The following is a 15,320-nucleotide window of genomic DNA, read 5'->3' on the forward strand; positions in this document are numbered from 1 at the left end:
GGCCAAAATTGAACACAAAAGAGTCCCTAAAAAGTTGGCACAGATTTTTCATATAGATTGATACAACCCGATTTATCCCGTGCTCTCTTCAGTATTTGCTGAAGAACTGGTCAACCCACAAAGTTGACCATTTTTTTTATCCGCGCGTCGGCAACCGCTGACCAAAGTGACGCTGCAAACACTCTCTCAGCCGTGACAAGGTGATAGGCTTGGCGAGAAAGTCATCCATCCCCTGCGCCAGACAGCACGCCTTGTCCTCCGCCATCGCATTAGCCGTCAGGGCAACGATTGGCATAGTGCATCCCAACTCCCGCAAGCGTCGGGTCGCTTCCAGCCCGTCCATCAGGGGCATCCGCATATCCATCAGGATCAGATCCGGGAGCTGCTCATCCACCTGTGCCAGCGCCTCCAGACCATTGGCAGCCAGCCGTACCTTGCCCACCAGTTTTTGCAGCATCAGCGATACCACCAGCTGATTTACCGGGCTGTCTTCCACCACCAGCACATCCAGTGGCAGCAGTGCCGAAGCCCCCTCCTCCCACTGCGGCTGGCTATGACAAGGCAGCGCCATACCGGGCAGCTCGAACCAGAAGCAGCTTCCCTTGCCCGGCTCGCTCTTCAGGTGGATCTCCCCCCCCATAAGCGTCACCAGACGCTTGCTGATGGCAAGACCGAGGCCGGTACCGGAAAAACGCCGGGTGGCCGAGTTGTCGACCTGGGAGAAGGGTTCAAACAGCAGCGCCTGATCCGCATCGGCGATCCCGATCCCGGTGTCGGAGACCGAGATCAGCAGCTTCTCATCCTGCCAACCCAGGTGCAGTGTCACCTGCCCCTGCTCGGTAAATTTGAGGGCGTTGTCCAGCAGATTGCCCATCACCTGTGACAGACGCATCGGGTCCCCCTGCAACTCCCGGGGCACAGACTCATCGACCCGATAAACCAGCGCGATCCCCTTGCCGGTCGCGCGAGCTTGCAGCGGCTCGACCAGAGATTGGCAAAGCTGGACGGGCTGCAGGGTCTCGCAGTGAAACACCAGGGTTTGCGACTCGATTTTCGAAAAATCGAGTACGTCGTCGATGATGGTTTGCAGCAATCTGGCCGAGTGGGTGGCATGGCGCAGCAGGCTCTGTTGCTCCGGCGCCAGCTCGGCATGCTGCACCAGATCGAGCATCCCCAACACCGCATTCATGGGCGAGCGGATCTCGTGGGTCATCATGGCCAGAAACTGGGACTTGGCACGGTTGGCCGCTTCGGCCTCATCCCGTGCCCGCGCCAGCTCCTCTTCACGGCGGATCTGGTTGCTGATATCCCGGGCAGTGCCACGATAACCGATAAACAGACCATCATGGTCAAAACAGGGCTCGGCGCTCACTTCCATCCAGCAGGGGCCGTGTTGCAGCGCAACCTGCATCCGCACCCCTCGCACCGGCTGGCGCAGCGCCAAAAGCTGCAGGTATTTCTGGGCATCGCAGCTCTGCTTGTTGCAGACGTAGTCATAGAGGGTCGGCCGGGTCGCCTGCGGGGTCATCTCATCCAGATAACCCGGCTCAGAGGCATAACTGAGGCGATGCTCGGCATCTGTCTCCCAGAACCAGTCAGAGGCCATGGCGGCGAAGCTGCGAAAACGGCGTTCGCTGGCCTGCAGCGCTTCGGTTTTTACCGCGACTTGCTCCTGCAAGCGGGCCCGATAGGTGATGTTGACAAGCGCCTGGGCGATGAGCGGACGGCAACGCTCCATGGCGGCCTTGCTGGTGAGATCGAAGGTGCCCGCCAGAGCGTGGCGGCAGATGAGGGTGGCGGTAAAACCGGGGGCCTGCAGCCCGGTCAGCATCACGCTGGCCCAACCCGGCTCGCTCGCCAGCGGCGCAAGCTCAGGCAGCTGGGCGGGATCGTAAATCACCAGGGTTTCACCCGAAATGGCGCGGGCAAATGCCGGGGTCATGCGCCAGCTGCGGGCAGCGAGCATCGGCTCGGTACTGAGGTGGGTACTTCCCTGCTCCCCTTCCCAGGCCACCACATCCGCGTGCTCAAAGCCGATAAAGGGTTTGAGCACCTGGATAAGGCTCTCCAGCACCTGCTCCAGCGTCTTGGCATCGGCGAGGGTGGCAACCCCCCCCAGCAGGGTCTGGGACTCGTGACGATACTTGGCCTCGCGCTCGCGGCAACGCATAAGATCGACCAGCGTGGTCTGCAATTTGTCGCCGAGGGCTTCCAGTTCACTGTTGCCAATCATCTTGTTGCCTGCTCTGTTATGTTCTGCCGACTCAACGGGTCAGGAAAATCACGCTCGATACCATCAGGTTGCCGTGGGCCAGCTCGCCATTGGGCAGCCGCCCCTGCTCGCCGAAGGTAAAGGGGGTGATAAAGGGGATCTTGCCGAGGCGAGCCTGGCTCTGCTCGACAAATTGGCACAACATATCACCTAGCGCCAAACGGCAACCAGCACAAAAGATGATGAGCGCGCCGATGGGCTGCAATTCCACGTCGACCCCATACCCTGGCTCGATACGCATGGCATTGAGGCTGCGCTGCAGCAACCCTTCCTGACTGCTGTACATCAACAGCAGACGCTCTCCTTGCACCACATCGGTAAAGAGCCGCAGCCCGCCCTGTTCGGTCACAGCTTCAGGATGGGAAAGTTTGTAGTAAGGAATGCCATCCAGCGCTCCCACCTGACGGGCCAGCGGGGTGAGCGTGGTCTCCCGCAAAATCGCCCCCACCGGCCAGGGCTGCTCGCGCCCGCACCAGCGGGCATAGACCTCGGCGGCAGGTTGGTGATCGATGGTGAGTACCTCCCGCCCGTTGCAGGCGGTGATCTCGCCGCTGAATTCGGCAGGCACATAGCCCGAATGAAACTGAAAGGCCAGCTGGCAATCGGGATAGAGCACCGCCAGACCGATGCCATCCTGACTCACCGCCTCATCCCAGCAGAGTTGCCAGTCACCGCTGACGCTGCTATCTGCCGCGGATCCACCGACCACCGGCACCGAGGCACCGAGTTCGGCCTCGATACCGGCCAGCAGCCCCTCTTCCTTGCCGGGACTGGCATGAAACAGGATCAACTGGGGCAGCTCGCCCGGCCGACCACAGTCGCTCATGGCTCGGCGCAGCAACTGCCGCACATCCACCCCGTCACCGCTGGCACCGGCTACCCCGAATGCCCCTTTCTCATCGTACAGAGCAGCAACGGCCAGCCCATATCCGTCTCGGGCGTGGTGTCCCATCTCGGTCATGACACCACCGCAAGAGCTGCACCCAAGCAGGCGGGTCGTCGGGAACTGGCGTTTGAGCGCGTCGCGCAGTATCGCCCCCTCATGGGCTTGGGTAAAATAGAGTAACAGCAGGGAGGGGGCCTGATCGGCATGGTGGCGCAGCTGCGCGCAGATATCTTGGGCCGCCAGCGATGAATTCTGGGCGAGGGAGTGAACGGTCAGAAATTTCAACACCATCTCCTTGTTTTATCGAATGGCAGCCTCAAGCAAAAATCATACCTTTATCAAACAATTATCTCGCTTCGCTTGCTAACATAGCGGTCAACTGAGACCAATAACAGGACGCCCATATGTGGCAAAAAAACATCAATGACTTCGATCGGGTCGTTGCCATCGGTGGTGGCCATGGCATGGGACGAGTGCTTTCGTCCCTCTCGTTTCTCGGTCAACGGCTCACCGGCATCGTCGCCACCACAGATGATGGTGGCTCGACCGGACGCCTGCGCAAGAGTCAGGAGTGCATCGCCTGGGGCGATCTGCGCAACTGCCTGAACCAGCTGGTGACCGATCCCAGCATCGGCAGCCTGTTGTTCGAGTACCGCTTTGCCGGCAAAGGCGAGCTGGCGGGCCACAACCTTGGCAACCTGATGCTGCTGGCGCTCGATAATCTCTGTGTCCGTCCTCTTGATGCTATCAAGCTGATCAGTGACATGCTCAAAATCGAGTCACAATTGCTACCCATGTCTGAATTTCCCACCGATCTCTGCGCCCATATGGTGTGTGGCACCCAGATCCTGGGAGAGGTATCAATCGATCAACTGGCAACACCGCCTCTATCCCTCGGCCTGATGCCGGAGGTGCAAGCGACCCGGGAAGCGGTGCTGGCACTGCAACAGGCGGACATGATCATTCTGGGGCCGGGCAGTTTTCTCACTTCCATCATGCCACCACTGCTGCTGGCCGAGATCGCCCAGGCCATCAACGAGAGCAGCGCCATGCTGGTTTTCGTCTGCAATCTGGTGGCGGAAAACGGCCCTGCCAGTCAGCTGGATCTGATGAGTCAGTGTCGCTGGCTGGAATCCCGGGTCGGTCAGGGTCGGCTGGATGCCATCCTGGCCCCACAAGGCGCGGGTGATGCGGGGGACTGGCAAGGGCGAGTGATCGAAGCCGAGCTGGGCGAGCTTGAGCTGCCCCATCGGCACGATCGGTTGAAGCTGAAACTGGCGCTGGACCGGATCATCCAGCAACTTCTCAACCAGCGTTAGGCAACGGTCACGGCGCCCCGGCCCCCCTGCATGGCGCCGTTACTGATAATCGGCAAGAAACGCGAGTACCTGAGGCAAGGAGGCCTCCAGCAGTTGCAACTGGCGCTCTGCCTCGGCCACATCGGCCTGCTTGCTGGCCATCTCCAACGCCATCACCTGCTGATAGCTCGGCATGGCGCCGTAGCTGCCACAGGATGATTTCATGCTGTGCGCTACCCGAGCCAGCGCCTCCCACTCTCCCTGTTCATAGAGGGGTCTGAGCTGACTCAGCTGCTCGCCCACCTCTTCAATAAAGACTGCGATGACCACGGGCAGCATATCCGGACCGATATCCTCTGCCAGCTGCTGCAACACCTTGCGATCCACCCACTCCATGCGAGGCTCCTCCTGAACGGTATTCAAACAGACCATACTATAGATAGTTTTCGATGTCGTGGCTCACGGCCAGGCAGTGATGAAGCACCCGATTGGATGGCTCAGGGAATAAAGTGGCAAAAAATGTGATCAGTATCGAAATAGCGATGCTCAAACGCCCCTAAAGACAACAACTTGATTGCCACAAATTAACAATTGATCAACACTCAATGCCGTCAGAGTGATGATGCTCAGCAACACCTCTCATCCCTTTTGCCTTTTATGGCTGCTGCGAAGAACCAGGGTAGGTATCTACCCTGGTATTTTTTTATCTTGCTCAAGCGCAACCTGATTGGTCGCCACCCGCTCCCCCATGCGAAACAGATTGAATTCGCCGGGCGCCATTTTGACCCAATTCTCATTGCCGGTCAGCGGACGGGTAGTGATCAGGGTGACCACATCGTTGGGGGTGGTCTCCCTTTGAAAGTCGATCACCACCTCCTCATCCAGCAGGCTCGCCTCGCCAAAGGGCGCACAGCGGGTCAGCCAGTGCAGGTTGTTGGTGCAGTAGCTCATCACATACTCCCCGTCCGAGAGCAGCATGTTGAATACCCCGAACGCTCTGAGCTCGTCACACAAGGTGGCGAGATAGCGAAACATGGCGGGAAAGTTGGCTGGACGCTTGGGATATTTTTGCTCCAGCCGATCGAGCAGCCAGCAGAAGGCGTGCTCGCTGTCGGTATCCCCCACCGGCCGGTGGCGGCCGGTTGGCAGCTTCTTGTAGCCGGTCAGCTGACCGTTGTGGGCGAAGGTCCAGTAACGGCCCCACAGCTCACGGGTAAAGGGGTGGGTATTTTCCAGTGACACACAGCCACGGTTGGCCTGCCGAATGTGGCTGACCACGGCGCAGCTCTTGATGGGCAGCGCCTGTACCAGTCTGGCGATGGGAGATTGGGCGCTGGGCTCGGGATCCTTGAAGGTGCGAAAGCCCTTCCCCTCGTAGAAGGTGATCCCCCAGCCATCCTTGTGGGGCCCGGTCTTGCCGCCGCGCAGCATCAACCCGGTAAAGCTGAAGCAGATATCGGTCGGCACATTGGCACTCATGCCGAGCAGTTCGCACATATCCGGCAGACTCCTTTCATGATTTGGCTTGTGTCATGTTCGACCAGCTCGCTGGTTCGACAGACAGCAGGGGAAGGCGCAATCCCTTCCCCTGTGACTGGCAACAACCGGCCGATGGCGAACCATGTTACCGGCGTTGCCCTTGTCTGGTGACGATGGCCTGATTACTTGGCCATCTCTTTTTCGACCAGCTGGATCAGGATGTGGATCACCTTGATGTGCACTTCCTGAATACGGTCGGCATAGCCAAAGTGCGGCACGCGGATCTCGACATCCGCCAGACCCGCCATCTTGCCGCCATCCTTACCGGTCAGGGCGATCACTTTCATCCCTTTGGCGCGGGCAGCCTCGATGGCTTTCAGGATATTGCCGGAGTTGCCGCTGGTGGAGATGCCAAGCAGCACGTCGCCACGACGGCCAACCGCTTCTACGTAACGGGAGAAGACATAGTCATAGCCAAAGTCGTTGGAGACGCAGGAGAGGTGGCTCGGATCGGAGATGGCGATACCGGCATAACCCGGGCGGTTCTCGCGGTAACGACCGGTCAGCTCTTCGGCGAAGTGCATGGCGTCACAGTGGGAGCCACCGTTGCCACAAGAGAGCACCTTGCCCTCTTCCTTGAAAGAGTCAGCCAGCAGTTTGGCGGCCGCTTCGATGTTTTTCAGGTTCTGCTCATCAGCCAGGAAGGCCTGCAGCACGCTGGCTGCTTCGGTCAGTTCATTGCGGATCAATTCTTGGTACATGATGTCTCTTCCACTGTTTTTAGTGTGCGTGTAGATCGCGGCTATTCTCGCACAAGCGAATCGCACAGTCGCCCCCCTGCGAGCCACAGCGCTTGCGGCGCGTGAGCGTTATGGGGATCACAGAGAGAAGGTAATGAAGATGTAAACAGCTTGATAACTTTGTGCGTATGAATTACAACAGGGGCCATATCCAACAGGTCAGACCTCTGGATGAGTTACACCACGTTGGCACATTTATACACGCAAGGAGCAAGCAATGACGACGACCCTCACTCTGCTCGGGGTGATCCTGGTTATCGGAGCCCTGGCCTATCGCCGGGCATCCCTGTTCATCTCCACCCTGGTCACCGGCGCCGCCCTGGTGCTTGGGGCCATCTATGGTCATGTGCCCTTGCTGGTATGGGCGCTGTTCGCGGTGATCGCCATCCCGCTCAATCTGGTGGAATTTCGCCGCAATCAAATAACCAAGCCGCTGTTCAAGATCTACAAATCGATCATGCCGGAGATGTCCCGCACCGAGAAAGAGGCGATTGAAGCGGGCACCACCTGGTGGGAAGCCGACCTGTTCGCGGGCAACCCGGACTGGAAAAAATTGCACGCCATTCCGGTCAGCACCCTCTCGGCCGAAGAGCAGGCCTTTATGGATGGCCCGGTCGAGGAAGTGTGCCGCATGGTGAGCGACTGGGAAGTGACCCACGAGCGCGCGGATCTATCCCCCGAGGTGTGGCAATACCTGAAGGACAACAAGTTCTTCGCCATGATCATCAAGAAGAAATATGGCGGTCTGGAGTTCTCGGCCTACGCCCAGTCCTGCGTCCTGCAAAAACTGTGCGGCGCCAGCGCCGTGCTCGCCTCCACCGTCGGCGTACCCAACTCGCTGGGCCCGGGCGAACTGCTGCAACACTACGGCACTGACGAACAGAAAGATTACTACCTGCCCCGCCTGGCGGTGGGTAAAGAGATCCCCTGCTTCGCCCTGACCAGCCCGGAGGCAGGTTCGGACGCAGGTTCCATCCCCGACTTCGGTATCGTCTGCAAGGGCGAGTGGGAAGGCAAAGAGGTGCTCGGTATGCGCCTCACCTGGAACAAGCGCTACATCACGCTCGCCCCTATTGCTACCGTGCTGGGTCTCGCCTTCAAACTGCGTGATCCGGAACACCTGCTGGGCGAAGAGGAAGAGCTCGGCATCACCTGCGCCCTCATTCCCACTCACATCAAGGGGGTCGGCATCGGCCGTCGCCACTTCCCGCTCAACGTGCCGTTCCAGAACGGCCCGACCCAGGGCAAGGATGTGTTCGTCCCGCTCGATTTCATCATCGGTGGCCCGGCCATGGCCGGTCAGGGCTGGCGCATGCTGGTCGAGTGTCTGTCGGTCGGTCGCGGCATCACCTTGCCCTCCAACAGCACTGGCGGCGTCAAGATGCTGGCCCTGGCAAGCGGCGCATATAGCCGCATCCGTCGCCAGTTCAAACTGCCCATCGGCAAGATGGAAGGGATTGAAGAGCCGCTGGCCCGCATCGGCGGCAACGCCTACATCATGGGCGCCGCAGCCAACCTGACCGTGACCGGTATCGACCTTGGCGAGAAGCCGTCAGTCATCTCCGCCATCGTCAAATACCACCTCACCGACCGTGCCCAGAAGTGCATCATCGATGCCATGGACATCCACGGCGGCAAGGCCATCTGCATGGGCCCCAACAACTATCTGGCCCGCGGCTATCAGGGTGCGCCCATCGCCGTTACGGTGGAAGGGGCCAACATCCTGACCCGCAGCATGATCATCTATGGTCAGGGCGCTATCCGCTGCCACCCGTATGTACTGCCGGAGATGCTGGCCGCTAGCCATCCCGACAAGGAGCAGGCGCTGAAAGATTTCGACAAGGCGGTATTCAGCCACGTCGGCTTTGCCATCAGCAACCTGGTACGCAGCTTCTGGCTCGGTATCACCGGCGCCCGCTTTGCCGCGGCCCCTTACAAGGACCAGACCAAGGGCTACTACCAGCAGCTCTCCCGCCTCTCGGCCAACCTGGCGTTCCTGTCAGACATGGCGATGGGCACCCTGGGTGGCGAGCTCAAGCGCAAGGAGCGGGTCTCCGCCCGCCTTGGCGACGTGCTGAGCCAGCTCTATCTGGCCTCCAGCGCCCTCAAGCGCTATCAGGACGAGGGACGCCAGCAGGCCGACCTGCCGCTGCTGCACTGGGCACTGCAAGATGCCATGTTCAAGGCACAAGAGGCGATCGACGAGCTGCTGCGCAACTTCCCGAACCGCTGGATTGGTCTGGCCATGCGTGCCGTAGTACTGCCGCTGGGTCGCGACCTGAACCGTCCGTGCGACAAGCTGGACCAACAGGTTGCCCGTCTGCTGCAAACCCCGAGCGAAACCCGCAGCCGTCTGGCCAAAGGTCAGTATCTGACCCGCGAAGAGGGCAACCCCTTCGGCCTGCTGGAGCAGGCGCTCGATGACGTGCTGGCCGCCGAGCCGCTGTTCGAGAAAGTCTGCAAGGCTGATGGCATCAAGCGCCCCTTCATGGCGCTGGACAAGGTGGCCGACATTGGCCTGGCCGCTGGCGTCCTGACCCAGAGCGAAGCGGAGCTGCTGCGCCGCGCCGAAGTGAGTCGCCTGCGCACCATCAACGTCGATGATTTTGACCCCATCGATCTGGTGGCCAACAAGAAGCTGTTTGAAGCCTCCGCTTACCATCACGCGGCCTGATAACCAGCTATCGACAACGCCTCCCTTGTGGAGGCGTTTTTTATGGGCGCTCACCACTATTCACGGCCCGAACAGTCACCACTCGCACGCACAGCTCCCCCGACCAGCTGCTGGCCCCGTGTGGTCAGCCGGGAAAAAAGGCACAATAGCCGACACATCGAATCACCAAGGAAGCCAAGATGACCCTTGAGCACCTGATCCTGTGGCGCCGCGACCTGCACCGCCTGCCGGAAGCCGCCTGGAAAGAGTTTCGCACCACCAGCCTGATTGCCCACCACCTGAACGAGCTAGGTTATCGCATCGTGCTCGGCGACAAGCTGCTGGCCAGCAATCTGATGATGGGCCGTGATGTGGATGTGACGGCCGAGAAGGCCCGTGCCCGCCGTCAGGGAGCCCATCCCGACTGGCTGGAGCGGATCGGCGATGTCACAGGCCTGATGGGAGAGCTGGATACCGGCCGTCCCGGCCCGACCCTGGCCTTTCGCTTCGACATCGATGCGGTGGAAGTGGAAGAGTCCGACGCCGAACAGCACCAACCGCAGCAAGAGGGTTTTGCCTCCCACAACAAGGGGTGGATGCACGCCTGCGCTCACGATGGCCACACCGCCATCGGCATGGGGCTGGCCAGCCAGTTGATGGCGATGAAAGAGCAGTTGTGCGGTCGCATCAAGCTCTTCTTCCAACCCGCCGAAGAGGGGTGCCGCGGTGGCAAGGCGCTAGCTGCCGGTGGCGCACTCGATGACGTGGATGCCCTGCTCTCGCTCCATATCGGTATTCACGCTGGCAGCGGCGAGCTGGTGATCAACCCCACCGAATTTCTCTGCTCCACCAAGTTCGACGTCCACTTTATGGGCACCGCTGCTCACGCCGGGCTCGAGCCCAATGCTGGCAGCAATGCGCTGGCCGCCGCCTGCATGGCCACCACCGCCATGCTCGGCATTCCCCGCCACCGCGATGGCATGACCCGCATCAACGTCGGCCAGCTTCACGCTGGCAGCGGCCGCAACGTCATCCCCGATCATGCCGAGCTGCGCGGTGAAACCCGCGGCGCCGATAGCACGCTCAACGACTACATGTTCAGTCAGGTACAGCGCATCGTCGAAGGTACTGCCCTCGCCCACGGTGTCACCTATCGCATCATCAAGCAGGGTGAGGCCATTGCCCTCGACAACAGCCCGGCACTGCAGGCCGAGCTGGCGGCGCTGGCCCGCAAGCAGGGGCTCGCCACCATCCAGACTCGCCGCTTTGGCGCCAGCGAAGATGCCGGTTTTCTGATGGAGCGGGTGCAAAAGCAGGGGGGCGAAGCGGCTTACCTCATCCTGGGGGCCGATCTGGCGGCGCCGCACCATCACAACGAATTCGATTTCGATGAGCGGGTGATGCAAAGCGGGGTAGAGCTACTGGCCGCCTGGGCCCGTGCACGACTGGGTGTGGCAGAAGCAGCCCTCTCTTGATATCCCCTCGGCAAGCTCACCGGCTAACGGGATCAAAAAAAGGCGCCTCGGCGCCTTTTTTCTGCAAGAAAAACCTGAGCGCTACTCGCGGTGCTTGCGATGCACATCGGGGCGACCACCGGTCACGCTATCGGCTCTCCCCTCTTCTTTGGCCTTCTCGGCCCGCTTTTTGCGCATCTCGCGGGGATCGGCGATGAGCGGGCGGTAGATCTCTATACGATCCCCGTCGTGCAGCGGCTCGCTCCCTTTCACCGGGCGGCTGTAGATGCCGAACTTGTTGACCGCCAGATCGATCTCGGGGTGTTTTTGCACGATGCCGGACTGCTCGATGGCCGCCTGCACGCAGGTCTCGGGCGCCACCCGCAGGGCAATCACCGTCTGCTGCTGCGGCAAGGCATAGACAACCTCGATATTGAGCTGGTCAGACACCGTAGACCTCCTTCGCCCGGTTGGAGAAGGCGGAGACCATGGAGCTCACCAGATCGCGGAATACCTGACCAAAGGCCACCTCGATGAGCTTGGAGGTAAACTCGAAATCGAGATCGAACTCCACCTTGCAGGCATCCACATCGAGTGGGGTAAAGGTCCACCAGCCCGCCAGCTTGCGGAACGGGCCATCCACCAGCTCCATCCTGATCTGACGGTTCACATCCAGCTGATTGCGGGTAGTAAAGGTCTTGGCAATCCCCGCCTTGGCCACATCGACCGACGCCATCATGTAGTCATCGCCAGCCTCGTGGACACGGCTGCCGACACAGCCGGGCAAAAACTGCGGATAGGCATCCACATCGTTAACCAACTTGAACATCTGTTCTGCACTGAACATCACCAGGGCACTGCGCGTAATTCGGGGCATGGCTTTTCCTCATCCAATCGGCGCGATTTTATCACCATGTTTGGGGTTGTGGAGGTAAAACCTCAGCCAAACCGCTCAGAAAGCCACCACTTGACCTGCTGCGCGTTTTACAGCCGCCCCTGCCTACGTATAATACGAGCCTCCTAGTCATTGCCGGAAATCGCCCGTCATGAGCAAAAAAAACAGTAAAAACAAAGCCGGGTCCAGCACCATTGCACTCAACAGAACCGCGCGCCACGAATACTTCATCGAAGAGAAGATCGAAGCGGGTCTGTCCCTGCAAGGGTGGGAAGTCAAATCCCTGCGGGCGGGCAAGGCCAACATCAGCGAAGCCTATGTCATCTTCCGCGATGGCGAGGCCTATCTGTTCGGCTCCAGCTTCCTGCCACTGCAAGCGGCCTCCAGCCATGTGGTATGTGACCCGACCCGCACCCGCAAACTGCTGCTGAGCCGTCGTGAACTCGACAAGCTCGAAAGCCTGATCGCCCGTCAGGGCTACACCATAGTTCCCCTCGCCCTCTACTGGAAACAGTGCTGGGTCAAGGTCGAGATCGGCCTGGTTAAGGGCAAGAAAGAGCACGACAAGCGCGAAGATACCAAGGCCCGCGAATGGGATCGGGAAAAAGCCCGCATCATGAAGAACAAGCATCGCGGCTAACCTGCGACTGGCAGGATCAGGACGCCGGTTCACCTTCCCCCGGCGCAGCTGGCCCTTCAAGCTCAGCTGCGTACAATAAATCGGCAAACAGACTGGTTGCCAGAGGGAATGGGTATCAACGCCTTGCTATGACAGCATTTTTGCGTACAATCGCAATTAACAACTTGGGGCTGATTCTGGATTCGACAAGATTCACGAAACCCAAGGTGCATGCCGAGGTGCGGTAGGCCTCGTTAATAAACCGCAAAAAAATAGTCGCAAACGACGAAAACTACGCACTAGCAGCTTAATAACCTGCATAGAGCCCTTCTACCCTAGCTTGCCTGTGTCCTAGGGAATCGGAAGGTCATCCTTCACAGGATCGTGTGGAAGTCCTGCTCGGGGCGGAAACATTAAAACCAATCGAGCTAGTCAATTCGTGGCGTGTCTCTCCGCAGCGGGTTGGCGAATGTAAAGAGTGACTAAGCATGTAGTGCCAAGGATGTAGTAATTTTGGACGGGGGTTCAAATCCCCCCAGCTCCACCAAACAATGTTCCGGCCGGGAACGAAGAAGTACAGAAACCCGCACAGCGTAAGGCTTTGCGGGTTTTTTGTTGTCCTCAGCAGTCCAAGGCATTCGCCTAAATCCAGCCTAAAGAGTAACATCTGCAGTAACAAGACTCTGGTAACACCGTTTTTGGTGTTACTTCTGGTGGGGGTAACAACATGAGTAGAGACAAGTTGACCGACTCAAAACTGAGGGTCGCTAAACCGGAAGCCAAGGAGTACAACCTAGGCGATGGTGACGGGTTGTACTTGAGGGTTAAACCGAATGGCGCAAGGCTATGGATCTTTAACTACTATCGCCCGGGTAATAAAAAGCGAGCAAATATTGGTTTTGGCCCCTACCCCGATGTGACTTTGGCCGCAGCCCGAGAGCGCCGGCAAGAAGCTCGTGCTCTACTGGCCGATGGCATTGATCCCCAACTTCACCAACAAGAACAAATAGCCATTGCTCAAGCAGAACAAGAGGTCAGTACCAACACCTTTGAATTCATGGCAGCTAAGTGGCTGGACCTGAAACGTCATGATGTGACAGAGGCCTATGCCGCCGACTCCTGGCGTTCCCTTGAGATGTATGTGCTGCCATTCATCGGTTCTATGCCCATCCATCAGATCCGAGCCCCTAGGGTCATTGAGATTCTTCGCCCCATTGAAGCTGATGGCAAACTCGAGACGGTACGTCGCCTATGCCAACGCATAAACGAGATCCTCGATTACAGCGTTAACCATGGCCTGCTCGATGCAAATCCCTGCTCAGCGATCCGCAAGGTGTTCAAGAAACCCAACAAAAAACACATGCCCACTCTCACACCAGATGAGTTGCCGTTACTGATGGCTGACATTGCCAATGGGCGGCTAGACCAGACAACCCGCTGCCAAATTGAATGGAGCCTTCATACCTTGGTACGCCCTGGCGAGTCGGCTGGTACTCGCTGGGATGAAATCGACTTCGAAGCCAATGTGTGGAACATCCCAGCCGAACGGATGAAGATGGATCGTCCACACCGCGTGCCACTCACTCCGCAAGCTCTTTCCCTGCTTGAGCGGATGCGACCAATCAGCGGCCACCGCCCCTTTGTATTTCCGGGACGGCAAGACCCACTGGGCCATATCAACGACCAGAGCGCCAATGCAGCCCTGAAACGGCTGGGGTACGGTGGACGGTTAGTAGCCCACGGCCTGCGCTCACTGGGCAGCACGACTCTCAATGAACAGGGCTTCAACCCTGATGCCATCGAGGCGGCGCTATCCCATGCCGACGACAACGAGATCCGCCGCGCCTATAACCGGTCGGACTACTTCGAACAGCGGGTGATCATGATGGGCTGGTGGAGTGACCACATCGAGCAGGCCAGCCAGGGGAACCTCTCTTTAGCGAGTGGCTTTAAGGCATTGAGGGTGGTGGGCGACTGACGGCCACCCGTTCCCGAACTGCCGGGCCTAGATCGGCCAATCGAAATACGGGAAAACCTAGCCAGTCTGACCCGAGATCAACATCAGGTTCTACGTGAAAAGGTAATGCGAGAATGAGCAAAGACAACCCATTATTACCACTGGAGTATTGCCGGATTGATAGAGCGGCACGCCTGTTAGGATGTGAAGTTGAGGATATTCTCCATTGGTGCTCTATCGGTGCGATCGAGGGCTCAGCTTGGCTATCTGCAGTACCTGCTTACCCTGTATTCGTAAAAGACAACTCGATTGTTGAAGGTGAAGATGAATATGACGAGCAGCTTGATTTACTTTTCTATCCTGATGAGACCAGCGGCATTCACCCCCAACCAGCCAGCATCGGTTGCAATGCAAAACTAACCAGAAGATATGGCACTCACGACTCTCCAACTACTATTGCTGATGGTCTTTGGTCACTGGATAAGAGCGTATTTGAGCACATGCTTCTTGAGCGAAAAGCGTATCTGAGCGAGTGGAGCCTTCTGCCTACAGGTTTTGATTATGGTTGTAACTTCGTCAGCATCGTTGTGGAAAGCAGTGAAGATGAAGCGCCAATTGAACCAAACCAAGTATGGCTAATTAGACGAGACTTGGTATTGCTGAAAAAGCATATTGAGTCAGGCATGCCAATTCCCAAAAACGCATTTTTGCAGACCGGGCGATCAAACCATAAAACTCAGAATTCCCACCCAGTAGCTGAGTATCATGCCGCTAATCGAGAACGAGTGTTGGCTGCAGCCATCCACACAAAGCTAAATCCAGCTTGGCGGGATGAACCGGACGATACGGCCGTAGATTGGGCAGCAAAAATAATCATTCATGAACATGGTCTATTTGATGAAAATTCGTGCCCGTTGTCATCTGACACTGTTGAACGCCTTCTCAGCTCGGCCATGACAACTGGAAGGCCCCGCAAAGGCAAATAACCACTGTAGGGTAATACTACT

At 58.5% G+C, this 15,320-nt stretch carries 13 protein-coding genes and 1 other RNA gene; 7 read left to right on the forward strand and 7 right to left on the reverse strand.

The features are described 5' to 3' along the window. Positions 1-136: 136 nt before the first annotated feature. Both NOM06_RS14875 and NOM06_RS14880 read right to left on the reverse strand, forming a co-directional pair. Entirely contained in the window at positions 137-2,233 is a 2,097-nt protein-coding gene (locus NOM06_RS14875; RefSeq protein ID WP_255912136.1) for an ATP-binding protein, read from the reverse strand. A 31-nt stretch (positions 2,234-2,264) separates the two neighbouring features. After that, the gene (locus NOM06_RS14880) at positions 2,265-3,449 is read right to left on the reverse strand and encodes an FIST signal transduction protein (RefSeq protein ID WP_107685081.1); all 1,185 of its coding nucleotides are present in this window, start codon (positions 3,447-3,449) and stop codon (positions 2,265-2,267) included. 113 nt (positions 3,450-3,562) lie between these two features. Here NOM06_RS14880 and yvcK point away from each other — a divergent pair, with 113 nt between their 5' ends. Continuing rightward, positions 3,563-4,477: a uridine diphosphate-N-acetylglucosamine-binding protein YvcK gene (gene yvcK, locus NOM06_RS14885; protein ID WP_201941316.1), complete on the forward strand. Its 915-nt coding sequence runs from the start codon at positions 3,563-3,565 to the stop codon at positions 4,475-4,477. Positions 4,478-4,516: 39 nt separating this feature from the next. Here the strand turns inward: yvcK and NOM06_RS14890 are convergent, their stop codons facing one another. The 3 genes from NOM06_RS14890 to lpcA all read right to left on the reverse strand — a co-directional run bounded on the left by NOM06_RS14890 (position 4,517) and on the right by lpcA (position 6,696). Next, a complete protein-coding gene (locus NOM06_RS14890; RefSeq protein ID WP_005353511.1) occupies positions 4,517-4,852 on the reverse strand; it encodes an Hpt domain-containing protein in 336 nt (111 codons plus the stop codon). 291 nt (positions 4,853-5,143) lie between these two features. Continuing rightward, complete coding sequence (locus tag NOM06_RS14895) at positions 5,144-5,953, reverse strand: class II glutamine amidotransferase (protein ID WP_236562085.1); 810 nt, start codon at positions 5,951-5,953, stop codon at positions 5,144-5,146. Positions 5,954-6,117: 164 nt separating this feature from the next. Next, entirely contained in the window at positions 6,118-6,696 is a 579-nt protein-coding gene (gene lpcA, locus NOM06_RS14900; RefSeq protein ID WP_005334485.1) for a D-sedoheptulose 7-phosphate isomerase, read from the reverse strand. A gap of 256 nt (positions 6,697-6,952) precedes the next feature. Between lpcA and fadE the strand changes: the two genes are divergently transcribed. Then, the gene (gene fadE, locus NOM06_RS14905; RefSeq protein WP_255912137.1) at positions 6,953-9,409 is read left to right on the forward strand and encodes an acyl-CoA dehydrogenase FadE; all 2,457 of its coding nucleotides are present in this window, start codon (positions 6,953-6,955) and stop codon (positions 9,407-9,409) included. 179 nt (positions 9,410-9,588) lie between these two features. After that, a complete protein-coding gene (locus NOM06_RS14910) occupies positions 9,589-10,863 on the forward strand; it encodes an amidohydrolase (protein ID WP_164537244.1) in 1,275 nt (424 codons plus the stop codon). An 81-nt stretch (positions 10,864-10,944) separates the two neighbouring features. Here NOM06_RS14910 and NOM06_RS14915 read toward each other — a convergent pair whose 3' ends face one another. Both NOM06_RS14915 and NOM06_RS14920 read right to left on the reverse strand, forming a co-directional pair. Then, positions 10,945-11,292 (reverse strand): RnfH family protein, encoded by a 348-nt coding sequence (locus NOM06_RS14915; RefSeq protein ID WP_019446547.1) that lies wholly within the window; start codon positions 11,290-11,292, stop codon positions 10,945-10,947. Further along, positions 11,285-11,719, reverse strand: coding sequence for an SRPBCC family protein (locus tag NOM06_RS14920; protein WP_005334496.1), 435 nt, complete (start codon positions 11,717-11,719; stop codon positions 11,285-11,287). The genes NOM06_RS14915 and NOM06_RS14920 overlap by 8 nt, the downstream gene beginning before the upstream one ends. A gap of 169 nt (positions 11,720-11,888) precedes the next feature. On the opposite strand from NOM06_RS14920, the gene smpB reads away from it, so the two are divergent. The 4 genes from smpB to NOM06_RS14940 all read left to right on the forward strand — a co-directional run bounded on the left by smpB (position 11,889) and on the right by NOM06_RS14940 (position 15,299). After that, entirely contained in the window at positions 11,889-12,377 is a 489-nt protein-coding gene (gene smpB, locus NOM06_RS14925) for an SsrA-binding protein SmpB (protein ID WP_005334498.1), read from the forward strand. A 166-nt stretch (positions 12,378-12,543) separates the two neighbouring features. After that, positions 12,544-12,903, forward strand: a transfer-messenger RNA (tmRNA) gene (gene ssrA / locus NOM06_RS14930). Positions 12,904-13,083: 180 nt separating this feature from the next. After that, a complete protein-coding gene (locus NOM06_RS14935) occupies positions 13,084-14,334 on the forward strand; it encodes an integrase domain-containing protein (protein ID WP_255912138.1) in 1,251 nt (416 codons plus the stop codon). Positions 14,335-14,447: 113 nt separating this feature from the next. Further along, on the forward strand, positions 14,448-15,299 hold the full coding sequence (locus NOM06_RS14940; protein WP_082791869.1) for a hypothetical protein: 852 nt from the start codon (positions 14,448-14,450) through the stop codon (positions 15,297-15,299). Positions 15,300-15,320 lie beyond the last annotated feature (21 nt).

It is taken from the genome of Aeromonas sp. JL9, assembly GCF_024436075.1.
GTDB classification, from domain to species: Bacteria; Pseudomonadota; Gammaproteobacteria; order Enterobacterales; family Aeromonadaceae; genus Aeromonas; species Aeromonas veronii.